A 20,833-nucleotide genomic window follows, 5' to 3' on the forward strand; every position below is an offset into this window, starting at 1 on the left:
GGTTCGCCGGGCGCTAGTCGCGCGGCTCGTCCTGGCCGCTTTCCTGGCCCTTGCGAAACAGGATCTGGCGCAGCATCCCGTGCAAGGTCTGCACCTCGGCGCGGGTCAGCGCGAGCCGCCCCCACATATTCCTCAAATTCAGCCGCATGCCGGCCGCCTTGGTCGGCGGAAAGAAGAACCCGGCCTCTTCCAGCCGCATCTCGTAATGATCCCCCAGCCGCTCCACCTCTTCGCGGCTGGCAAGTTCGGTGCGCGCAAAGCCCATCACTGACGCCGGAACCTCACTGCCCTGGCGTCCCCATTCATAGGCCAGAAGCAGAACCGACTGGCCAAGGTTCAGCGAGAAGAACTCGGGATTGACCGGGACGGTCACAATCGTATTGGCATGGATGATATCGCCATTCTCCAGCCCCGCCCGCTCCGGCCCGAACAGGATCCCGATCTTCTTGCCGGCCGCCCCCATCTCCCGCGCCATCGCCATCGCGCGCTCAGGCGTGACGACCTCTTTCACCAGCTCGCGCGACCGCGCGGTGGTGGCAAAAACGAAATCGCAATCCGCAACCGCGCGCGCCACATCCGGGAATACCCCGGCCTGATCCAGCACCCGCCCCGCCCCGCTCGCCATCGCATTGGCCTTCGGGTTCGGCCAGCCATCGCGCGGAGCGACAATCCGCATCCGGTCGAGCCCGAAATTCAGCATCGCCCGCGCCGCCGCGCCGATATTCTCGCCCATCTGCGGCCGCACCAGCACGATCACCGGATCCACCATATCAGCCTGTGCCATCTGCGCGCCCCCATCTGAAAACCGCCCGCCAGATAGCCCCTCAGCCGCCCGCAAACAAGCAGGGCTCATTTTCTGTCCTTAAATATCCCGGGGGAGGCTGCGCAAAGCGCAGACGGGGGCAGCGCCCCCTTCCGCCCATAGCCAAAGCGCACAAACGCTGCTAAATCCCCCCGACACAGTTACGGAGCCTTTGATTATGGCCGCAGAAGATCGTCCGCAGATCAATCTGATCACCCCCCCGAGCTTCCAGACCGATCTGTTTCCGGATCAGCTGGCACGGGTGCTGGATGCGGTGGAAATCGCCTGTCTGCGCATCTCGCTGGCCACGAAAAACATCGATGACCAGGGCCTGGCCGCCGATATCTGCCGCGATATCGCGCATCAGCGCGATGTGGCGGTGGTGATCGACAACCACCTGCTGCTGGTCGAGCGTCACGGGCTTGACGGCGTGCATCTCACCGATGGCGCGCGTTCGGTCAGAAAGGCCCGCAAGGATCTCGGTCAGGACGCGATCATCGGCGCCCATTGCGGCATCACCCGCCATGAGGGGATGAATGCCGCCGAAGCCGGCGCCGATTACGTGGCCTTTGGCCCGGTCGGTGAAACCGGTCTCGGCGATGGCAGCCAGGTCGACTGGGAGCTGTTCGAATGGTGGTCGGAAGTGATCGAAGTGCCGGTGATCGCCGAAGGCGCTCTGACGCCCGCACTGATCACCCGCTTCGCTCCGGTCACCGATCATTTCGCGATTGGCGAAGAGATCTGGCGCGCAGAAGACCCGGTCGCCGCGCTGAAAACGCTGATCGCGCCGCTGGGCTGAAAGGCCCGACCTCACCGGCTGAACGCCCGCAAGGCAGAGCCGATCTGGTCCTTCAGAACTCAGGCTTTTTCGGTTTCAGGCCTTTTCAGTTTCAGGCTTTTTCGAATTTGATCCCGCGACGCAGGAATTGCGTCGCATGGGCCGAAACCGAGACCGGATCGCCGGTGGTGAGGAATTTGGGCACTGTGCCGGAGCCGAGCATCTCCGGCCGCCGCTCCAGATAGTCGCTCAGGCTTTCGGCGACCAGCTTCGCCTGGCTGTAAACCCTGACCCCCTCGCCCAGAGCCTCCTGAAAGGTCTTTTCCATCAAAGGGTAATGGGTGCAGCCAAGGATCGCGGCCTCGGGCTGCGGCATCCGGCGCTTCAGCGCCTCGACATGAGAGCGCACCAGCGCCTCGGCAAGGATCTCATCGCCCTGCTCGATCGCATCGACCACACCACCACAGGGCTGCGCCTCGACATCGACCCCGATGGCGCGAAACGCGAGCTCGCGCTGGAAGGCGCGCGACGACACCGTCGCCGGCGTGGCAAACAAAGCCACATGTTTCACGGAAACCTCGCGCGGCGGCGAATTGTCGCCCCATTGCCGTTCGGTCAGCGCCTCGATCAGCGGCACGAACACACCGAGCACCCGCTTGTCCGCCGGCAGCCAGCTTTCCTGCATCCGCCGCAAAGCCGCAGCCGACGCCGTGTTACAGGCAAGGATCACCAGGTCACAGCCCTCGGCCCAGAGCCGTTCCACCGCCGCACAGGTCAGGTTGTAAATATCATCGGCGGTGCGCACGCCGTAAGGCGCATGGGCATTGTCGCCGAAATAGACAAAGGGCACCTCGGGCAGGCGGCGCGAGACCGCATCCAGCACCGTCAGCCCGCCCAGACCCGAATCAAAAACGCCAACTGCCATCTGCCTGCCCTCTCACCGGGTGGAAAATCTGACGGGTTCACCGCCTTATGCTGCAATCATAGGCGCAACAGATACACCGTGAAAGGGCCTGCCGTCAGGGCATCCGTGACTTTCCTGCCAAATCCCTGTCGCCACAGCAAAAATGCGTGATCGGGTTTTCCCCCGGTGCATAGCTTGTGCTACTGTCCCGCCCGAAGGAACAGGGCAGACAAATGGACTGGGATAAGCTGAGGATTTTTCACGCGGTGGCCGACAAGGGCAGCCTCACCCATGCGGGCGAGGTGCTGCATCTGTCGCAATCCGCCGTCAGCCGGCAGATCCGCGCGCTTGAGGAAAGCCTCGATGTGACGCTGTTCCACCGCCATGCGCGCGGTCTCATCCTGACCGAACAGGGCGAACTGCTGTTCGAGGCCACCCAGGCCATGGCAAAACGGCTCGACGCTGCCGCGGCCCGCATCCGCGACAGCGAGGATGAGGTCTTTGGCGAGCTGCGCGTCACCACGACGATGGGGTTTGGCACGCTCTGGCTCGCCCCCCGTCTAGCACGGCTTTACGACAAATTCCCGGCGCTGAAGATCGATCTCATGCTCGAAGAACGTGTCCTCGACCTGCCGATGCGCGAGGCCGATGTCGCGATCCGCATGAAAGAACCCAGCCAGGCCGATCTGATCCGTCGCCGGCTGATGAATATCCGCATGCGCCTTTACGCGACGCCGGATTATCTCGCGCGTAACGGCACGCCGAAAACCATGGCCGATCTCAGCCAGCACCGTCTGATCTGTCAGCATCCCGGCACTCCCCAGGTGGCGGCAGGCGCGCGGCTGGTGCAGGAGATCATGGCACATGACATCCCCTCGACCCTGCATGTGAACAACTATTTCGGTGTGCAGCAGGGCGTGATCAACCATCTCGGCATCGGCGTGCTGCCCGATTACACGACCGAAGAAAACCCGCATCTGGTACGGGTGCTGGAAGACATCGAATCGGGCGAAGTGCCGGTCTTCCTCGCCTATCCCGAAGAACTCCGGCACTCGAAACGCGTTGCCGCCTTCCGCGATTTCGTGACGGAAGAGATCTCCACCTTCCGCCGCAGTCACGGCAGCTGAGACGCCCGCCTGAGGCCCTGACCGCTTTTGCCCCGCGGCGGCACCCGTTCCCACTGCCATATCATTTGCAGCACAGCCCTCATTCCTGAGGGGGTGCTGACCGGCCCGCGACGGCCATTCAGACGGGGCGGGTCGGTCACTGCCCCTCCCTCCCGGCCTCCGGATGAGACCGGAATCTGCGTTGCGGCGTTATCGCAAACACGGCCAAGAAGAAGCCATGCGGAGAGCGCATGGCGGCATTGCCCGGGCTGCGACATTGCTGCACTTGCATAATTCGCAAACAGCCCATAAATCAGGCTACGAGGCGCGGATCGGGGCAACCTGATCGCCCTCATACCTCCCTGTTGGACTTGGGCCGAGCTTTGCTCGGCCTTTTTTTTTTTGCTTTGTGCTATCGGGCTGCGGCATATGCAGACTCCCAAGGGAATCACGCCCGCCACAGTGCGACTGCGCGTCTCGCCGGCGCCTCTGTCGCATCTGCGCATTATCCCGACGCCTATTCCTGCCGCAAACCGGGCAGAGCCCTTCCCCAGGCGCGCGTCATGCAATAAGACGCGCGCAGATTTCCTGCATTGCCGCAGAAGTGCCGCAGCAGGCCCGACCAGACCAGAGCTGCAGACCCGGAGGCCCGATCATGTCAGACGCCGCACGCGACCCCGCAATCACCCCGGAGCTCATCGCCTCGCATGGGATCAAACCCGACGAATATGAGCGCCTGCTGGAGATCCTCGGCCGTGCGCCCTCTTTCACCGAGCTTGGCATCTTTTCGGCGATGTGGAACGAGCATTGTTCCTATAAATCGTCGAAAGTCTGGCTGCGCACCCTGCCGACGACCGGCCCGCAGGTGATCTGCGGCCCGGGCGAGAATGCCGGTGTGGTCGATATCGGCGATGGCCAGGCGGTCATCTTCAAGATGGAAAGCCACAACCACCCATCTTATATCGAGCCGCATCAGGGCGCCGCGACCGGCGTCGGCGGCATTTTGCGCGACGTTTTCACCATGGGCGCGCGGCCCATCGCGGCGATGAATGCGCTCTCCTTCGGCCTGCCCTCGCATCACAAAACCGCGCATCTGGTCAAGGGTGTGGTCGAAGGTGTGGGCTCTTACGGCAATGCGTTCGGCGTGCCGACCGTGGGCGGCGAAGTGCGTTTCCACAAATCCTATAACGGCAACTGCCTGGTGAATGCTTTCGCGGCGGGCCTCGCGGATACCGATAAGATCTTCTACTCGGCGGCCAGCGGGGTCGGCATGCCGGTGGTCTATCTGGGTGCGAAAACCGGCCGCGACGGCGTGGGCGGCGCCACCATGGCCTCCGCTGAATTCGACGACACGATCGAGGAAAAACGCCCCACCGTTCAGGTCGGTGACCCCTTCACCGAAAAACGCCTGCTGGAAGCCTGCCTTGAACTGATGCAGACCGGCGCGGTGATCTCGATCCAGGATATGGGCGCGGCGGGCCTCACCTGTTCTGCGGTCGAAATGGGCGACAAGGGCGGCCTCGGGATCAAACTGCAGCTTGATCAGGTGCCGCAGCGCGAAACCAATATGACCGCCTATGAGATGATGCTCTCGGAAAGCCAGGAGCGGATGCTCATGGTGCTCAATCCCGAGCTGGAAGATGTGGCGCGGGCGATCTTCGTAAAATGGGATCTCGATTTCGCCATTGTCGGCGAGACCATCCCGGAAGACCGTTTCCTGATCCTGCACGGCAATGAGATCAAGGCCGATATCCAGCTGTCAAAGCTGTCGTCGAGCGCGCCGGAATATAACCGCCCCTGGGTAGAGACGCCGAAAGCCGAACCGCTGGGCGCAGTGCCACAGATCGGGGCGATCCAGGGCCTGAAAGTGCTGCTGTCGAGCCCGAACTACGCCCATAAGGGCTGGGTGTTCGAACAATATGACAGCCAGGTCGGCGCCGATACCGTCGTCACCCCGGGCCTGCCCGCAGGCGTCGTGCGCGTGCATGGCACCACCAAGGCACTGGCCTTCACCTCGGATGTGACGCCGCGCTACGTCAAAGCCAACCCGTTCGAGGGCGGCAAACAGGCAGTGGCGGAAGCCTATCGCAACCTGACTGCTATGGGCGCACTGCCGCTGGCAACCACCGACAACATGAACTTCGGCAACCCCGAAAAGCCTGAAATCATGGGCCAGTTCGTCGGCGCGATCAAAGGCATCGGCGAAGCGGTCTCGGCGCTCGACATGCCCATCGTGTCCGGCAACGTGTCTTTGTATAACGAGACCGATGGCTCCGGCATCCTGCCGACACCGACGATTGGTGCGGTGGGGATCCTCGCCTCGCTTGATGATCTGATCAACGGCAGGCCCCAGGCCGGCGACGTGGCGCTGCTCATCGGCGAAAGCTTTGGCCATCTCGGCCAGTCCGCCCTGATCGTGGAAGCCTTTGGCAACGAGCGCGGCGATGCGCCGCCGGTCGATCTGGCCCTGGAAAAGAAAAACGGCGATTTCGTCCGCGCGCATCGGAAATCGATCACCGCCGCCTCCGACCTCAGCGATGGCGGCCTGGCGCTGGCGGCTTTTGAAATGGCCGAAGCGGCCGGCACCGGCATCACCCTGATCCCGGGCGAGACTTCGGCGCTCTTTGGCGAAGACCAGGCGCGCTATCTTCTCGCGGTCCGTGAAACTGCTGCGGCTGAGATCGAGGCGGCAGCCATCACCGCAGGTGTCGCAGTCACCCGGATCGGCGCTTTCGGCGGCGACAAGGTGACATTCGGCCAGGACAGCGCCTCCCTCGCCGAGCTTTCGGCACTGTATCGCAGTGCCTTTGCCACTGCCGTGGGTCTGTGATCCGGCGCGCGACAGCGGATGATCTTGCCCGGGTGGACCTGCTGATCAAGGCCCATCCTTCTGCCCTGATGGATAAGGGCATCGACCAGCTGCACGAGATGCTGGAGGCCGAAGATTGCGAGATCCTGATCCGCGAGGATCAGGGTTTTTTGGGCTTTGCGACATTGCACATGTTTTATGACCAGGTCTGGTATCTCGACAATCTCGCGGTCGAGGGTCCGGGCCAGGGGCAAAAACTGATCCGGGATATGCTGGCGGTGGTGTTTGACAAGCTGGGCGCGCATCGTCTGATGTGTGACGTGGTGTTCGACAATCATGCCGGCATGACCGCGATGACGCGGGCAGGATTCACTTTCGAGGGCAATATGCGGCAATGCTGGAAGCGGAGCGGCATCTGGGTCGATTGCCATGCTTTCTCGATGCTGGCGCCGGAATGGCAGCGGATAAGGGGCTGAGATGGATCTGCGACCAAAGGATCTGGGGCCAATCGATCTGGGACAAATCGATCTGAGACTGGCCACTGCCGGCGATTTCGCCTTTATCCGCGCCCTCGCGCAGCGCCCCGAGAACCGCGCTTTCATCACCGACGAAGATGAGACCGCTTTGGCCGCCTATGTCTCCGCGCCCGATTGCCGTCTGCTGATCGCCGAAGAGAATGGCACCGCGATGGGCTATGCTCTCTTTTGCGAGATCGGCGACCCGTCAGGAAGGACAGAACTGCGCCGCCTCGCATTGGCCGTGACAGATGGCGGGCGCGGCCGCGCCTTTGTCGGCCAGCTGATCCGCTACGGGTTCGACAGGCTGCAGGCGCGCCGGCTCTGGCTCGACGCCTCGGGCGAGAACCCGCGCGCGATGGCGCTTTATGAAAAGCTCGGCTTCCGGCGCGAGGGGGTGCAGCGCGAACACTGGTATCGCCCGGATATCGGGCGCGCGGTCGATCTGCATCTTTTCGGCCTGATGCGCGGTGACTGGCAGGAGGCGGGCTGAGCCATCTCCCGCGGAACCATCTCCCCCGGAACCATGTCCCTTGCAGCCCCTGCAACCAGAGCTTACATCTTTCAGGGAATGAGCAAGGAGCAGCCCGATGCCAATGGAAGGCAAGGATATTGAGACCCTGATCCGGGAGACCTTCCCCGAGGCGAAGATCACCATCACCGACCTCGCCGGCGACGGCAATCACTGGGCAGCGGAAGTGATCGACGAGAGCTTCCGCTCCATGAACCGGGTTCAGCAGCAGCGCGCCGTCTATGCCAGCCTGAAGGGCAAGATGGACGGGGCGCATGGAGAATTGCATGCCCTGGCGCTGACCACCAAGGCGCCGGAATGAGCATATCTGCCGGAGCGTTTCTGCAGGGTCTGGCGGCGATTTCCGCTCTGCTGGCCCTTGTCGGATGGTGCGGCGATATGCGGGGCTTTCTGAAATATGGCGGCAGCTACTGGCCGCGTAAACGCCAGGCCGAGCGCTGGCGAGCCGAGAGGAAACTGAAATGAGTGCGCAGGATCAGATCCGCGAAACCGTCGAGAAAAACGCTGTGGTGCTGTTCATGAAGGGCACCAAGACCATGCCGCAATGCGGGTTTTCGAGCCGTGTCGCGGGTGTGCTGAATTACATGGGCGTCGACTTTGCCGATGTGAATGTGCTGGCCGATGCCGAAATCCGTCAGGGGATCAAGGATTTCTCCGACTGGCCGACCATCCCGCAGCTTTACGTCAAAGGCGAATTCGTCGGCGGCTGCGATATCGTGACCGAGATGACGCTTTCGGGCGAGCTGGATGCGCTGTTCGAGAAGAACGGTGTCAGCTTTAACAAGGAAGCCGCTGACAAGATCCGCGAAGCCAACGGCTGAAGGCGCGCGTTTTCCACCGGCGCCGGTTCCTTTCAAAGGAACCGTGCCGAAATCTTTGAAGATTTCGGCTTTTGGCAACCGCCCGGAGCAGCAGCCCGGGCGATTTGCTTTATTGCTGCTGACAGCCGTCGAGGATGGTCTTTTCCTCACCGCCTTCCGACCACATCAGGAAGGCGGTTTCGCCCTTTGTCCACCAGATGTAATGCGCCCCGTCCGAGGGCCAGCCATAGCGGGCACCGGAGGCTGAGGTTTCGATCTCCAGGGTGATCTGTGTCCCTTCGACATTCAGCACAGCCAGCGACAGATCCGGCGCATTCACATAGGTGACCGGCACTTCCACGCCGCGTTCACAGATGTAGCGGGTGGTCTGGAACGTGCTGTCCTGCGCCTCGGCCTGAGCCATACCCACGGTCAGGATCGTGGCAAAAACAGCCGCAGCTGCGACAGATCCGTTTTTCATTCTTCCGTCCTCCGGGGCGTGTCATGGGGGGGGCCATCTGCAGGCCCTGACAGATCGCCGGGCGCAAGCTCTTCCGGATCGGCATCCGGTTGGGCAATGACTTCCGGCAGCCCGCCTTCCGGGTCATAGTCCGGCTCAGACGCCATGTCGGGGCTGCCGCCCCCGGTGCTGACCGGATCGCCTTCGGGCGGCGCATCATCTGCGAGCATGACTGCGCCCGCTTTGGCCGGCGCCGTGTTCTGCGCGCTCTGCCCTGCCCCCGTCCCGGCGCTGCGCTGCAGCTCTGTGGCTTTCTCACCGATCCGCTCGGCCAGGGCTTCGGCCCGGGCCGCAAGTTCGGCGAAAGTCAGCGGCACCTGTGGCGGGATCACCGGCACCTCGATGCGTCTGGCCTCCGGCTCTGGCCGGTCCTCCAGCATCGAAAGCTTCGCCCGCAGCTCGCGCATTTCCTCTTCCTGCGCTGCCGTCCGGTCAGCGAGCATTAGCCCCGCCATCAGCAACATCTTCGTCTCCGGCAACCGCCCCATCGACGCCACCAGCGGCTGTGCCTCCACATCCAGCTGCGCCGCAGCCGAGCGCAGGAAATGTTCCTCTCCCGGCTGGCAGGACACCATAAAACCGCGCCCGCCGATCATTACCTCGATATCAGGCATGTTCCGCCTCCCCGATCTGCATGCTCAATGCGGTGGCGATCCCGTCAAGTTCGGCCATCTCGGCCAGCCGGCTCGCACGCAGCACATCAAGTTCCGCCAGCATCGCCCGGTTCACCGCCGCAGCATCCACCAGCCCCGCCGCCGAGGCTTCGGTGATCCGGCGCAGTTCCTCGCGCAGCGTCGCCGCGCTGCGCGTCATTCGCGCCAGTTCCAGCCCCTGGGCATCAAGCTGCTCGGAAAGCGCGGCCAGGTGCTCTTCATAACCGGCCCTGAGCGCGGCCTCGCGTTCACGCGCCTCGGCGAGGCGCTCGCGCATTCTGACAAGGGTGGGCTCCTCGCGCCCGCCCTGGGCCTCGAATTCAGCCCGTGCCTCGGCTCTGGCGGCGCGAATCTCATCCGCGGCCTGATGCCGGGCGCGTTCCGCAGCCTCCACCGCCCCGGCGGCCCGCGCCGTCTGGGCGTCGCGCGCCGCTTCGGCGCGGAGCCGCGCTGCTTCGGCCTCTCTGATCCGTTCTTCGGCCAGCGCCAGCTGTTCCGCCGCATTTGCCCGCACGGCGTCGATGGCGGAAAACCCGGCCTCTATCCGCCGCAAGGCCGACGAAATACGACGCTCGAACTCGACAATTTCCTGCATACCCGCCCTCATCGGCTTTTGGTCTTGCCGTAAGGATAGCCTGCACGAATCGCAGGCGAAACCCCTTCGCCTCAGTTTAGCGCGTTTTGGGCGCGTCATCGCCGCGCTTATTTCCCCTTTCCGGCCAGCGGCTTGCCATCAGAGCCGCCTCGCCGCTTGATCTTGGGCCTGGGCGGGACTATGCCGCTTCCTGTTTCCGCTATCATCGCAGAGGATCACCCAAGTGGACATCGCAGCCCTTCGCGCCCGTCACCCCGATCACTGGATGCGCGCCGCCGCCATCCGCACGCTGACGCTCGACGCGGTGGCAGCCGCCAATTCAGGCCATTCCGGCATGCCGATCGGCATGGCCGATGTCGCAACCGTGCTCTTCTCAAAGCATCTGAAATTCGATCCGACCGCGCCCCGCTGGGCCGACCGCGACCGCTTTATCCTGTCGGCCGGTCATGGCTCGATGCTGATCTATTCGCTGCTTTACCTCACCGGCTATGCCGATGTGACGCTGGATCAGATTAAGAACTTCCGCCAATGGGGCGCCATCACCGCCGGTCACCCGGAATATGGTCATGTCTCGGGCGTCGAAACCACCACCGGCCCGCTGGGTCAGGGCATCGCAAACTCGGTCGGCTTCGCCATGGCCGAGGAGCACCTGCGTGCCAAATACGGCGCGAAAATCCAGGACCATTTCACCTATGTCATCGCCGGGGACGGCTGCCTGATGGAGGGTGTCAGCCAGGAGGCCATCGGCATTGCCGGCCGCCAGAAACTGTCGCGCCTGATCGTGCTCTGGGACAATAACGACATCACCATCGACGGCAAAGTGTCGCTCTCGGATGTGACCGACCAGCGCGCGCGCTTTGCCGCAAGCGGCTGGGATGTGTTCCATTGCGACGGCCATGACCCGGAAGATATCGACCGCGCCATCACCGAGGCGAAAAAATCGCCCCGCCCGGCGCTGATCGACTGCAAGACGCATATCGCCCTTGGCCATGCCGCCCAGGACACTTCGAAAGGTCATGGTGCCCTGACCGACAAGGCGCAGCTGGAGGCCGCAAAAGCCGCTTACGGCTGGACCGCTGCCCCCTTCACCATCCCCGCCGAGATCAAATCCTGGTGGGAATCGCTGGGTCAGCCTGGTGCCGCTGCCCGTGCGGAATGGGAAACCCGTCTGACGGCGCTGCCCGGCGCCAAAAAGGCCGAATTCGAACGCAGCTTCGCGCTGGATGCTCCGGCGAAACTCGCAGGCGCCATCCGTGCGCTGAAGAAACAGGCCGCAGAGACCCAGCCGAAGCTCGCGACCCGTTCGGCGTCGGAGCAGGTTCTGAACGTCATCAACCCGATCCTGACCGAGACCTTCGGCGGTTCGGCTGACCTGACCGGCTCGAACAATACCAAAACCGCCGATCTGGGCGCCTTTGACATCGACAGCCGCAAGGGCCGTTACATGTATTGGGGCATCCGCGAACACGGCATGTCCTCGGCGATGAACGGCATGGCGCTGCATGGCGGCGTCCGGCCCTATTCGGGCACTTTCATGGCCTTTACCGACTATGCCCGCCCCGCGATGCGTCTGTCGGCGCTGATGGGTCTGCCGGTCGTCTATGTCATGACCCATGATTCGATCGGCCTTGGCGAAGACGGCCCGACCCACCAGCCGGTCGAGCATCTGGCGATCTCGCGCTCGACCCCGAACACGCTGGTGTTCCGCCCCGCCGATCTGACCGAAGTGGCCGAGGCCTGGGAAATCGCCTTCACCCAGAAAACCACGCCGTCGGTCATGGCGCTGTCGCGGCAGAACCTGATTGCCGTGCGCAAGACCCATACCAACCAGAACATGACCGCCAAGGGCGGCTATATTCTGGCCGAGGCCGAGGGCAAGCGTCAGGCGATCCTGATCGCCACCGGCTCCGAGGTCGAGATCGCGATGAAGGCCCGCGACCTGTTGCAGGCCGAAGGCATCGGCACCCGCGTGGTCTCGCTGCCTTCGATGGAGCTTTTCGCGCAGCAGGATGAAGCCTGGCGCAAGAAAGTGCTGCCGGCGGGTCCGGTGCGCGTGGGCATCGAGGCCGGCGTGCGTCAGGGCTGGGATCGCTGGCTGCTGGGCGAGCGCGGCAAGGAAACCAAAGCCGATTTCGTCGGCATGTCCTCCTTTGGCGCCTCGGCCCCCTATGACCGTCTCTACAAGGAATTCGGCATCACCCCCGAAGCCACCGTGGCAAAGGTCAAAGCGCTGCTCTGAGCGGCCAGAACCGACTGGCTAAGCAAAACAGAATGACAAAAGGGCGGCCTTGCGGGCCGCCCTTTTTCTATGTGCCTCCGGTGTCCGCCCCGCCTCCTGCCACCCGATCCCCCAAAGAAAAAGGCGGAGGAAATCCCCCGCCCTCTTTGATCGGCCTGTCGGGCCGGGATCCGCATGCAGAGCCGGTCAGACCTCTGACGCAGCCGCCTTCTTCACCGCTGGCTTTTTCGCCGCGGCTTTCTTAACCGCAGGTGCCGCCACGCCCTCAGCCGCAGCTTTCTTTGCCGGAGCCTTTTTCGCGGGCGCTTTCTTTGCCGCAGGTTTGGCCACCGCCGGTTTTGCCGGGGCCTTTTTCGCCTTCTTCGCCGGAGATTTCCCGGCCTTTTCCGCGACCAGAGCCAGCGCCTCTTCCAGCGTCACCGCCTCGGGCGCGATGTCTTTCGGCAGGGTCGCATTGACCTTTCCCCATTTGATATAGGGCCCGTAGCGCCCCGGCATCACCTGGATCTCGCCGCCATCGGGATGCTCGCCCAGCGATTTCAGCGGTTGCGCCGCAGCCCCCCGCGCGCCCGGCCCACGCAGTTTCTTCTGCGCCAGCAGTTCCACCGCGCGGTTCATGCCAAGGCTGAACACCTCTTCCGCATCGGCGAGATTGGCATAGGTCTTGCCATGTTTCACATAGGGCCCGAACCGGCCGAGATTGGTTTCCACCGCCTCGCCATCTTCGGGATGCGCCCCGATCTGGCGTGGCAGCGACAGAAGCTGCAAGGCGCGTTCCAGCGTCAGGCTGTCCGGCGTCCAGCCCTTGGGCAGGCTGGAGCGGTCGGGTTTCGGCTGCGCCTCGGTCGCCTCACCGCGCTGGACATAGGGGCCAAAGCGCCCTGCCCGCAGGGAAATCTCATTGCCCTGATCGTCCTGGCCGAGGATCCGCCCATCCGAGGCCGCCGATTCCGCATCGCCCGCGATGGGCCGCGTGTAACGGCATTCCGGATAATTGCCGCAGCCAATAAACGCCCCGCCCGAACGCGCGGTTTTCAGATGCAAACGGCCAGTGCCGCAGGTCGGGCAGATACGCGGATCAGATCCGTCTGCACGCGCCGGATAGAGATGCGGCGCCAGGAATTCATCAAGCTTATCCAGAACTTCGCCGATCCGGAGATCCGCCGTCTCAGCCACCGCCGCCGAGAAATCGCGCCAGAACCGCGCCAGCACATCCTTGTAATCACGCTCGCCCGCCGAGACGTCATCCAGCTCACCTTCAAGCGCTGCGGTGAAATCATATTCGACATAGCGGTGGAAGAAATTCGACAGGAAAGCCGTGACCAGCCGCCCCTTGTCTTCGGGGATCAGCCGGTTCTTGTCCTTGCGGACATATTCGCGGTCCACAATCGTCGTCAGGATCGAGGCATAGGTCGAGGGGCGCCCGATCCCGAGCTCCTCCATCCGCTTGACCAGCGTCGCCTCGGTATAGCGGGCGGGCGGCTGGGTGAAGCTTTGCGAGGCCAGAACCGCGCCGCCCTCGCCCAGAACGGCAGAAGCGATGCGCTCTTCCTTATCGCCCGCAGCCCTCGCCGCCGCTTTGGAAAACGCCTCTTTCAGCGCGCCGGGTGCCGGTTTGACCGCCTCGCCCTGCATGATCTGCGGCAGGCGGCCCTCATCATCCTCTTCCTCGTCGCGGCCCTGGTCATAGACCTTGAGGAAGCCGTCGAACAACACGACCTGACCATTGGCGCGCAGCCCCACCTGGCCGTCGGGCGAGGTGATATCGACCACGGTGCGCTCCATCCTTGCGGCTTCCATCTGGCTGGCGATGGTGCGCTTCCAGATCAGGTCATAGAGACGGCGCTGATCTTCCTCGACACGCAGCTTTGACGGATCCGCCGACATATCGGTCGGGCGGATACATTCATGCGCCTCCTGGGCGTTTTTTGCCTTATTTTTATACATGCGCGGGCTTTTCGGGACATAAGCGTCACCGAACCGCCGGCCGATTTCAGACCGCGTGGCCATCACCGCCTCGGGCGCCATATCGATGCCATCGGTCCGCATATAGGTGATATAGCCCGCCTCATAGAGGCGCTGCGCCGCGTTCATGCACTGCTTCGCGCCCATGCCGAATTTGCGGCTGGCCTCTTGCTGCAGGGTCGAGGTCATGAAGGGCGGCCAGGGATTGCGGCTCGCGGGTTTGCTCTCGACACCCCCCACAGTGAACTGGCGCGAGGTGACGGCATGCACCGCCATTTCGGCGGCGGCCAACGTAGGGATGTCGAATTTTTGCAGCTTTGCCCCGCCGAGCGTGACAAGATTTGCCTCGAATTCCTGGCCGCGCGGCGTGGTCAGGATCGCCTTGACCGACCAGTATTCGCGCGCCTTGAAGGCTTCGATCTCCATCTCGCGCTCGACGATCAGGCGCAGACAGACCGATTGCACACGGCCCGCCGATTTCGCGCCCGGAAGCTTGCGCCACAACACCGGCGAGAGGGTGAAGCCAACCAGATAATCCAGCGCGCGCCGCGCCAGATAGGCATGGACCAGCGGCTCATCGACCTCGCGCGGCTCCTTCATCGCCTTGGTCACCGCATCCTTGGTGATCGCGTTGAATGTCACGCGGCTGACGGTCTTGCCCTTTTTCAGCGAAGAGGCGAGCGCCTCTTTCAGATGCCAGGAAATCGCCTCACCCTCGCGATCAGGGTCGGTCGCGAGAATCAGTGCATCATCGGTTTTCAGCGCCTCGGCAATGGCGCGGACATGCTTCTTGCTCTCGGGCGCCACCTCCCATTTCATCGCGAAATCGTGTTCGGTATCGACCGAACCATCCTTGGGCGGCAGGTCGCGAACATGGCCATAAGAGGCGAGAACGATATAGTCCGGCCCAAGATATTTGTTGATTGTCTTGGCCTTGGCAGGAGATTCTACTACGACGACAGGCATGAATCCCTTTCCGGAACGTATTCTATACAGGCAATATGGGCGGTCCCAGATGTGGTGCAACAGGGGCAATTGTCAACTGTGACGCTGACAATCGTCTGACGGGTACCGGACTGTTGCATCGGTTCAGCGCCGCGACAAAAGCCCGCCGGGTTGCCGCTGGATCCGCCCCTCAAGCTCGAGTGTCAACAATTCCGGCACCAGCGCCGCGCTGGACAGCGAAAGATCACGCATCAGCTGATCTTCGGCCAGAGGGCTGGGGCCAAGCCGGTCGAGGATCATGCCATGCAGCCGCACGGTCTCGCTCAGAACAGCGGGACGAGCCGGTTTTTCGGGTCCGCGTGCCCCGACCTGCCGGTCATGTTCGGGCTGGTTCGTCGCAGCGGTCCCGGTCAGAGACACTGCCGCCCGGCGGATCAGGCCCGGCAAATCGGGGCCGGTTCCAAGCGCCTCGAACACATCCCCCGCATCCCGCAGCAAAGCCGCACCGTCCCGGATCAGATGGTTGCAGCCGGAGGAGCGCGCATCAAACGGGTGGCCGGGCACCGCCAGCACCTCACGCCCAAGATCAAGCGCCATCCGTGCGGTGATCAGTGAGCCGGACCGCGCCGCCGCCTCAACCACCAGCACCGCCCGGGCCATCCCTGCCACGATGCGGTTTCTGAGCGGGAAATGCCGCGCATGCGGCTGCAGCCCTGGCGGCTGTTCCGAGATCCGCAGCCCCTGGCGGGCGATATCCGCCGCGAGGCCGGCATTTTCCTGAGGGTAGATCACCTCGACACCTCCGGCCTGCACGGCGATGGTGCCGGTGGCAAGCGTTGCGAGATGCGCCTCGGCATCAATGCCGCGCGCAAGGCCCGAGACAGTGCAGAACCCCGCCTCGCCAAGATCCCTGGCCAGCCTGCGCGCCATGCGAACGCCCAGAGAAGACGCATTGCGCGCACCGATGATCGCCACCAGCGGCCGCCGCAACAGGGTGGAATCGCCCTGCAACCAGAGGACGGGCGGCGCGTCTTCGGTCGCGGCCAGCATGTCGGGGTAATCCGGATCGCCATGGAAAAGCAGTCTCGCCCCGATCCTGCGTCCGGCCGCGAGTTCCGCCCTGGCAACGCTTTCGGGACAGCATTCATAGTCCTGGACCCCGGCGGCACGGGCAATCGCCGGCAAAGCGGCAAGTGCAGCGGCGGCGGAGCCATGTTCCAGGACCAGCCGGTGAAAGGTGACCGCGCCGACCCTGCGGGAACGAATGAGACGAAGAGCATTGAGACGTTCCTCCTCCGTACGGGGTGGGGTGGGGTGTGTGGGGTTCGAAAGCTGACCGTCCGCCATGTCACCTCGCCTCATTCGCAGATCCGACATTGGCGGCACCTGGTTAACGAAAGCTGAAGATTTACCCCCGCCAACGCGAATTTCCGGCGTTTTCTCAGAGAACCCGTAAAATGCGCTGCAACCCTGGGCGCCCTCCCCGATCTGGTCATACTGGCGCGAAGGAATGCGCCGATCTGGCCTCATGGCTTTCATTGATCCGCGCCCGGCGATCTGGTCGAATGCGCGCAAGAAAGCGGCGGGCGTATAGCCGCCGCTGCCATTGCCGCGCGCGCGCCGCCCGGTGCCCAGAGGAGCCTGCCATGAAAAACGCCGAAGTCGCCAAACGCCGCGAGGATGCCATCTCGAAAGGCGTCGGCATGTCGACCCAGATCTATGCCGACCGCGCCGAAAACGCCGAGGTCTGGGATATCGAGGGCAACCGCTATATCGACTTTGCCGCCGGGATCGCGGTCGTCAATACCGGGCACCGCCACCCGAAAGTGATCGAAGCCGTCAAGGCGCAGCTCGACCGTTTCACCCATACCTGCCACCAGGTCCTGCCCTATGAGAATTATATCCGTCTGGCCGAGCGCCTGAACGAGGCAGTCCCGGGTGATTTCAAGAAGAAAACCATCTTCGTCACCACCGGCGCCGAAGCCGTTGAAAACGCAATCAAGATTGCGCGCCGTGCCACCGGCCGCAATGCGGTGATCGCCCTTGGCGGCGCCTTCCATGGCCGGACCTTCATGGGCATGACCCTGACCGGCAAGGTCGAGCCCTATAAGAAGGGCTTCGGCGCGATGATGCCGGATGTCTTCCATGTCCCCTGCCCGCAGGACATCCACGGCATCACCTCGAAAGACACGCTGGACGGCATCCAGAAGCTCTTCAAAAACGATGTCGACCCCGAGCGCGTCGCCGCCATCATCTTCGAACCCGTCCAGGGCGAAGGCGGCTTCTACCCGCTGCCGACCGATCTGATCAAAGCCCTGCGTGCCCTTTGCGACCAGCATGGCATCGTGCTGATCGCCGATGAGGTGCAGACCGGCATCGCCCGCACCGGCACGCTGTTTGCGATGGAGGCACATGGCGTGGCGGCAGACCTGACCTGTATGGCCAAGGGTCTTGGCGGCGGCTTCCCGATCTCGGCGGTCACTGGCCGCGCCGATCTGATGGATGCCAGCCAGCCCGGCGGCCTTGGCGGCACCTATGCCGGCAATCCGCTTTCGGTGGCAGCGGCCAATGCGGTTCTCGATGTGGTTGAGGAAGAGGGCCTGAATGCCCGCGCAACCGAGCTCGGCTCGCGGCTGAAGCAGAAGCTGGAAGAGATCCGCGCCACCACGCCCGAGATCATCGACATCCGCGGCCCCGGTTTCATGATCGCGGCCGAATTCGGCAAGCCCGGCACCACCGACCCCGATGGCGAGATCGTGAAACGCGTCATCGCCGAGGCGCTGAAGCGCGGGCTGATCCTGCTCAGCTGTGGCGTCTACGGCAATGTGGTGCGCTTCCTTGCGCCGCTGACCATCGCCGAGGCGCATTTCACCGAAGCGCTCGGGATTCTCGAAGCCTCGGTAGCGGCAGCCCGCCAGGGTTGACCCCTGTCAGAAAGCGACAATTGACTGAGGCTTTGCAGTCAGGGAACCTTATGACATCGGGCCGCGTTTACCACGCGGCCCAAAACCAAAGCTCTCCAAAGCTCTGCGGAGCGAACCATATGAGGTTGTCATGAAAGCGATCGTCCTTGCTCTCTCGCTCTCCGGCCTGGCGCTTTCCGCCTGTGTCGAAACCACGCCTACCCAGAACACCGTGCTCGGCGGCGTCGCCGGCGCAGCAGCGGGCGCCGCTCTGTCCTCAGGCGACGATATGGGCAAAGGCGCGCTGATCGGCGCGGCTCTTGGCGCAGCCGCAGGCACCTATCTCGGCCAGACCTCGACCAAGGGTCAGTGCTATTACCGCAATTCGGCCGGCCAGCGCTACGTCGCAGCCTGCTGAGCCGGTGGCGCAACTGCCGGTGGCGACGACACATGCGCCCCGGCGGATGCGTCCCGGTAAGCCGGTCACGGCCCTGCCCCGTCATTGCACACAGCCCCGGAGCCGCCTGGCCCCGGGGCTGTTTCTCTCTGAACCGCAAGCAGCGACACGTCGCAGAGTTTGCGCCGGCGTGACGGCGGGACTTGGCAGCGCCGGGCCCGCCGCATAGACAGGTCAGAAGCGCGGCGGCCCCTGCCCGTTCTGTTTTCCTGCAATCCCGGACCCATCCGCCGCTATGACCCTCCGGACCGATCTGCCCCCGCCCCTGATCATTCGTACCGGCGCCGTGCGCGTTCCTGGTGGCCGCAGCATTCTGGCAGCCCTGCACCTGGACCTGTCAGAGCCGAGAATCGCCATCATCGGCCGCAACGGATCGGGCAAGACCAGCTTTATGCGGCTTCTCGCCGGTCTGATCGCGGCAGAAAGCGGTTCCGTCAGCCTCGGCGGCGAGGATATGTTTAAGAACCGCCGCGCCGCCCTTTCGGCGATCGGCATCCTGTTCCAGAACCCGGACCATCAGATCCTCTTCCCAACCGTCGCCGAAGAGCTGGCCTTCGGGCTGACCCAGCAAGGGATCAACCGCCGCGAGGCCCGCATGCGGGTGGATGCGCTGCTGGCATCGGAAGCCCGCAGCCACTGGGCCGAAGCCTCCGTCAGCACGCTTTCGGGCGGGCAGAAGCAATATCTGTGCCTCATGGCGCTTTTGCTGATGGCGCCGCAGACGCTTTTGCTGGATGAGCCGTTTTCCGGCCTCGATATGCCAACCGCCTTACGGCTGAAGCGCCGCCTTGCCGCGCTCCCCATGCGGATCATCACCATCGGCCATGACCCGCGCGATCTGAAAGAGCAGAACCGCGTGCTGTGGTTCGAAGGTGGCGCGATCCGGATGGACGGCCCGCCTGACCAGGTTTTGCCGGCCTTTGAGACCGAAATGTCCCGGCTGGGAGAGGTCGATGCTGACACTGACCTCGCCGGCTGACACCCCCTGGCACCGGCTGCCTGCGGCTGTGAAACTCGCGGCGCTGCTGGGGTTCGGCATCGTCCTGATGGCTTTCACGACAGCGGTGCCGCTTGGGCTCGGGGCGGCGCTGGTGATCGCGCTCTATCTGCCGGGCGGGCGGCCTCTCTTCGCCCAGGGCGCGCGGATGCTCTGGCCGCTCTGGCCCTTTGTCCTGGCTTTGATGCTGTTCGGCTGGTGGGACGGGCGGCCCGGCCATGGCGCGCTGATCGCCTTGCGGATGCTGACCCTGGTGGCAGCGGCCAATCTGGTGACGATGACCACGCGGCTTTCCGACATGCTGGCGGTGTTCGAGCGCCTCGCGCGCCCGTTCTCACCGATCCTGCCGCCGCGACGCCTCGCGATGGCCTTCACCCTGGTGATTCGCTTTGTGCCCGTCATGGCGGAAACCGCGGCCCGGCTGGGAGAGGCCTGGCGGGCCAGATCGCCGCGCCGTCCGGCCTGGCGCATCGTGATGCCGGTGCTGCTTGGCGCGCTCGATACGGCCGAACACAGCGCCGATGCGCTGCGGGCCAGGGGGGGGCCGGATGGAACCCCGGTGAGCGGTGACACCTGGATTGAACATTGACCATTTTCACGGCTCATATTTTACAATGGGTTACGTGGAGGCGGTGACACATGGTTTGATATATTTCCGGCTAAACCGGGCAATATCGCCCGCTGCGGCATGTATCCGATCAAAAATTATTCAATAAAATCAAGGTCGGGAAAGGCGAGGTCGTGCGCGCATTCAGGCACGACCGTAACCTGTTCAGGTTACAGTCTAGCCGTTCACATATCCCACTTTGCGGAGGAATTCAGGTCGCCCTCGACCCATCGTGACATCTTCGCGCAGCTTCTCTTGAAGTAATTTTTCGGACGGTCTGGATGGCCGGATTGTCGATCTGCAATCGATATAAAGTCGGGCAGGCCGACTGCTGCAATCTCATGAAGCTCATACCCTTCTATGCGCCCGTCCTCGACATCTATGGCAGTTTCCGGGTGTTTCCTGACCGCGTCTATCACCCTTGACCAGCACATGAAGAACTGCTGACTGACAGAAGACTGCGTCGTCTTCCTTCGAAAACACGCCCCCGGTCAGGTCATCACCGCGACCAGCCAACCCGTCAATGGATACGCTCATACCATCGGCAATACCGATGAGCGCATCCACACCAGGACGCTGCGGGTCTTTTGAGATTCATATAGTTCTCAAGTGATCTCTTCGGCAAGCCGCTCCGCTCCGCCATCTCTTGGATTGGACCTGTCCCGGTTCTGTTCCGGTCAGGTGCTCATGTTAGGCGGCCCTCTGC

At 63.5% G+C, this 20,833-nt stretch carries 19 protein-coding genes and 1 pseudogene; 13 read left to right on the forward strand and 7 right to left on the reverse strand.

Translation table 11 applies throughout. The annotated features are described in order from the left end of the window. Positions 1 to 13: 13 nt before the first annotated feature. Entirely contained in the window at positions 14 to 784 is a 771-nt protein-coding gene (locus tag JC607_RS18975) for an RNA methyltransferase (RefSeq protein WP_233093016.1), read from the reverse strand. A 196-nt stretch (positions 785 to 980) separates the two neighbouring features. On the opposite strand from JC607_RS18975, the gene JC607_RS18980 reads away from it, so the two are divergent. Next, positions 981 to 1,601 carry a thiamine phosphate synthase gene (locus JC607_RS18980; protein WP_198838459.1) on the forward strand — a complete coding sequence of 207 codons (621 nt, stop codon included), beginning with the start codon at positions 981 to 983 and terminating at the stop codon, positions 1,599 to 1,601. 91 nt (positions 1,602 to 1,692) lie between these two features. Here the strand turns inward: JC607_RS18980 and murI are convergent, their stop codons facing one another. Next, a complete protein-coding gene (gene murI, locus JC607_RS18985; protein ID WP_198838460.1) occupies positions 1,693 to 2,505 on the reverse strand; it encodes a glutamate racemase in 813 nt (270 codons plus the stop codon). A 212-nt stretch (positions 2,506 to 2,717) separates the two neighbouring features. On the opposite strand from murI, the gene JC607_RS18990 reads away from it, so the two are divergent. The 7 genes from JC607_RS18990 (at position 2,718) to grxD (ending at position 8,267) form a co-directional block, all read left to right on the forward strand. Further along, positions 2,718 to 3,611 (forward strand): LysR family transcriptional regulator, encoded by an 894-nt coding sequence (locus JC607_RS18990; RefSeq protein WP_198838461.1) that lies wholly within the window; start codon positions 2,718 to 2,720, stop codon positions 3,609 to 3,611. 634 nt (positions 3,612 to 4,245) lie between these two features. Next, the gene (gene purL / locus JC607_RS18995; RefSeq protein WP_198838462.1) at positions 4,246 to 6,420 is read left to right on the forward strand and encodes a phosphoribosylformylglycinamidine synthase subunit PurL; all 2,175 of its coding nucleotides are present in this window, start codon (positions 4,246 to 4,248) and stop codon (positions 6,418 to 6,420) included. Positions 6,421 to 6,452: 32 nt separating this feature from the next. After that, complete coding sequence (locus JC607_RS19000; RefSeq protein WP_198838463.1) at positions 6,453 to 6,875, forward strand: GNAT family N-acetyltransferase; 423 nt, start codon at positions 6,453 to 6,455, stop codon at positions 6,873 to 6,875. Position 6,876: 1 nt separating this feature from the next. After that, positions 6,877 to 7,407 (forward strand): GNAT family N-acetyltransferase, encoded by a 531-nt coding sequence (locus JC607_RS19005; protein ID WP_198838464.1) that lies wholly within the window; start codon positions 6,877 to 6,879, stop codon positions 7,405 to 7,407. Between the two features lie 97 nt (positions 7,408 to 7,504). Continuing rightward, positions 7,505 to 7,747: a BolA/IbaG family iron-sulfur metabolism protein gene (locus JC607_RS19010; protein WP_198838465.1), complete on the forward strand. Its 243-nt coding sequence runs from the start codon at positions 7,505 to 7,507 to the stop codon at positions 7,745 to 7,747. Further along, positions 7,744 to 7,911, forward strand: a complete 168-nt coding sequence (locus tag JC607_RS19015; protein WP_198838466.1) for a hypothetical protein — start codon at positions 7,744 to 7,746, stop codon at positions 7,909 to 7,911. Before JC607_RS19010 ends, JC607_RS19015 begins: the two co-directional genes overlap by 4 nt. Next, positions 7,908 to 8,267: a Grx4 family monothiol glutaredoxin gene (grxD, locus tag JC607_RS19020; protein ID WP_092896892.1), complete on the forward strand. Its 360-nt coding sequence runs from the start codon at positions 7,908 to 7,910 to the stop codon at positions 8,265 to 8,267. Before JC607_RS19015 ends, grxD begins: the two co-directional genes overlap by 4 nt. A 109-nt stretch (positions 8,268 to 8,376) precedes the next feature. Here grxD and JC607_RS19025 read toward each other — a convergent pair whose 3' ends face one another. The 3 genes and pseudogenes from JC607_RS19025 to JC607_RS19035 all read right to left on the reverse strand — a co-directional run bounded on the left by JC607_RS19025 (position 8,377) and on the right by JC607_RS19035 (position 10,014). Beyond that, entirely contained in the window at positions 8,377 to 8,727 is a 351-nt protein-coding gene (locus tag JC607_RS19025; protein WP_198838467.1) for an MliC family protein, read from the reverse strand. 281 nt (positions 8,728 to 9,008) lie between these two features. After that, positions 9,009 to 9,380, reverse strand: a pseudogene (locus tag JC607_RS25495) (cell division protein ZapA); the annotation flags it as partial. After that, a complete protein-coding gene (locus JC607_RS19035) occupies positions 9,373 to 10,014 on the reverse strand; it encodes a hypothetical protein (RefSeq protein ID WP_198838469.1) in 642 nt (213 codons plus the stop codon). The gene JC607_RS19035 and the pseudogene JC607_RS25495, both read right to left, overlap by 8 nt. 223 nt (positions 10,015 to 10,237) lie before the next feature. Here JC607_RS19035 and tkt point away from each other — a divergent pair, with 223 nt between their 5' ends. Then, positions 10,238 to 12,253, forward strand: coding sequence for a transketolase (tkt, locus tag JC607_RS19040; RefSeq protein WP_198838470.1), 2,016 nt, complete (start codon positions 10,238 to 10,240; stop codon positions 12,251 to 12,253). Between the two features lie 186 nt (positions 12,254 to 12,439). On the opposite strand, the gene topA is transcribed toward tkt, so the two are convergent. Both topA and dprA read right to left on the reverse strand, forming a co-directional pair. Continuing rightward, entirely contained in the window at positions 12,440 to 15,184 is a 2,745-nt protein-coding gene (topA, locus tag JC607_RS19045; RefSeq protein ID WP_198838471.1) for a type I DNA topoisomerase, read from the reverse strand. 123 nt (positions 15,185 to 15,307) lie between these two features. Further along, positions 15,308 to 16,510 carry a DNA-processing protein DprA gene (gene dprA / locus JC607_RS19050; protein ID WP_198838477.1) on the reverse strand — a complete coding sequence of 401 codons (1,203 nt, stop codon included), beginning with the start codon at positions 16,508 to 16,510 and terminating at the stop codon, positions 15,308 to 15,310. Between the two features lie 299 nt (positions 16,511 to 16,809). Here dprA and JC607_RS19055 point away from each other — a divergent pair, with 299 nt between their 5' ends. The 4 genes from JC607_RS19055 (at position 16,810) to JC607_RS19070 (ending at position 20,109) form a co-directional block, all read left to right on the forward strand. Then, a complete protein-coding gene (locus JC607_RS19055) occupies positions 16,810 to 18,087 on the forward strand; it encodes a 4-aminobutyrate--2-oxoglutarate transaminase (RefSeq protein ID WP_198838472.1) in 1,278 nt (425 codons plus the stop codon). A 130-nt stretch (positions 18,088 to 18,217) separates the two neighbouring features. Then, a complete protein-coding gene (locus JC607_RS19060; protein ID WP_092896870.1) occupies positions 18,218 to 18,484 on the forward strand; it encodes a glycine zipper 2TM domain-containing protein in 267 nt (88 codons plus the stop codon). A 274-nt stretch (positions 18,485 to 18,758) separates the two neighbouring features. Next, positions 18,759 to 19,502 (forward strand): energy-coupling factor ABC transporter ATP-binding protein, encoded by a 744-nt coding sequence (locus tag JC607_RS19065; RefSeq protein WP_198838473.1) that lies wholly within the window; start codon positions 18,759 to 18,761, stop codon positions 19,500 to 19,502. Continuing rightward, complete coding sequence (locus JC607_RS19070; RefSeq protein WP_198838474.1) at positions 19,477 to 20,109, forward strand: energy-coupling factor transporter transmembrane protein EcfT; 633 nt, start codon at positions 19,477 to 19,479, stop codon at positions 20,107 to 20,109. Before JC607_RS19065 ends, JC607_RS19070 begins: the two co-directional genes overlap by 26 nt. The last annotated feature ends 724 nt before the right edge of the window (positions 20,110 to 20,833 follow it).

This window comes from Paracoccus sp. IB05, from assembly GCF_016405985.1.
In the GTDB taxonomy this organism is placed as follows: domain Bacteria; phylum Pseudomonadota; class Alphaproteobacteria; order Rhodobacterales; family Rhodobacteraceae; genus Pseudogemmobacter.

What these genes read in the sequence shown, in the direction of transcription:
- murI (WP_198838460.1), bottom strand. Translation starts at nt 2,505, where the DNA reads ATGGCAGTTGGCGTTTTTGATTCGGGTCTGGGCGGGCTGACGGTGCTG.
- JC607_RS19070 (WP_198838474.1), top strand. Translation starts at nt 19,477, where the DNA reads ATGCTGACACTGACCTCGCCGGCTGACACCCCCTGGCACCGGCTGCCT.
- purL (WP_198838462.1), top strand. Translation starts at nt 4,246, where the DNA reads ATGTCAGACGCCGCACGCGACCCCGCAATCACCCCGGAGCTCATCGCC.
- JC607_RS19010 (WP_198838465.1), top strand. Translation starts at nt 7,505, where the DNA reads ATGCCAATGGAAGGCAAGGATATTGAGACCCTGATCCGGGAGACCTTC.
- dprA (WP_198838477.1), bottom strand. Translation starts at nt 16,510, where the DNA reads ATGGCGGACGGTCAGCTTTCGAACCCCACACACCCCACCCCACCCCGT.
- JC607_RS19060 (WP_092896870.1), top strand. Translation starts at nt 18,218, where the DNA reads ATGAAAGCGATCGTCCTTGCTCTCTCGCTCTCCGGCCTGGCGCTTTCC.
- JC607_RS19065 (WP_198838473.1), top strand. Translation starts at nt 18,759, where the DNA reads ATGACCCTCCGGACCGATCTGCCCCCGCCCCTGATCATTCGTACCGGC.
- grxD (WP_092896892.1), top strand. Translation starts at nt 7,908, where the DNA reads ATGAGTGCGCAGGATCAGATCCGCGAAACCGTCGAGAAAAACGCTGTG.
- JC607_RS18975 (WP_233093016.1), bottom strand. Translation starts at nt 784, where the DNA reads ATGGCACAGGCTGATATGGTGGATCCGGTGATCGTGCTGGTGCGGCCG.
- JC607_RS19025 (WP_198838467.1), bottom strand. Translation starts at nt 8,727, where the DNA reads ATGAAAAACGGATCTGTCGCAGCTGCGGCTGTTTTTGCCACGATCCTG.
- JC607_RS19005 (WP_198838464.1), top strand. Translation starts at nt 6,877, where the DNA reads ATGGATCTGCGACCAAAGGATCTGGGGCCAATCGATCTGGGACAAATC.
- topA (WP_198838471.1), bottom strand. Translation starts at nt 15,184, where the DNA reads ATGCCTGTCGTCGTAGTAGAATCTCCTGCCAAGGCCAAGACAATCAAC.
- JC607_RS18990 (WP_198838461.1), top strand. Translation starts at nt 2,718, where the DNA reads ATGGACTGGGATAAGCTGAGGATTTTTCACGCGGTGGCCGACAAGGGC.
- JC607_RS19035 (WP_198838469.1), bottom strand. Translation starts at nt 10,014, where the DNA reads ATGCAGGAAATTGTCGAGTTCGAGCGTCGTATTTCGTCGGCCTTGCGG.
- JC607_RS19015 (WP_198838466.1), top strand. Translation starts at nt 7,744, where the DNA reads ATGAGCATATCTGCCGGAGCGTTTCTGCAGGGTCTGGCGGCGATTTCC.
- JC607_RS18980 (WP_198838459.1), top strand. Translation starts at nt 981, where the DNA reads ATGGCCGCAGAAGATCGTCCGCAGATCAATCTGATCACCCCCCCGAGC.
- JC607_RS19055 (WP_198838472.1), top strand. Translation starts at nt 16,810, where the DNA reads ATGAAAAACGCCGAAGTCGCCAAACGCCGCGAGGATGCCATCTCGAAA.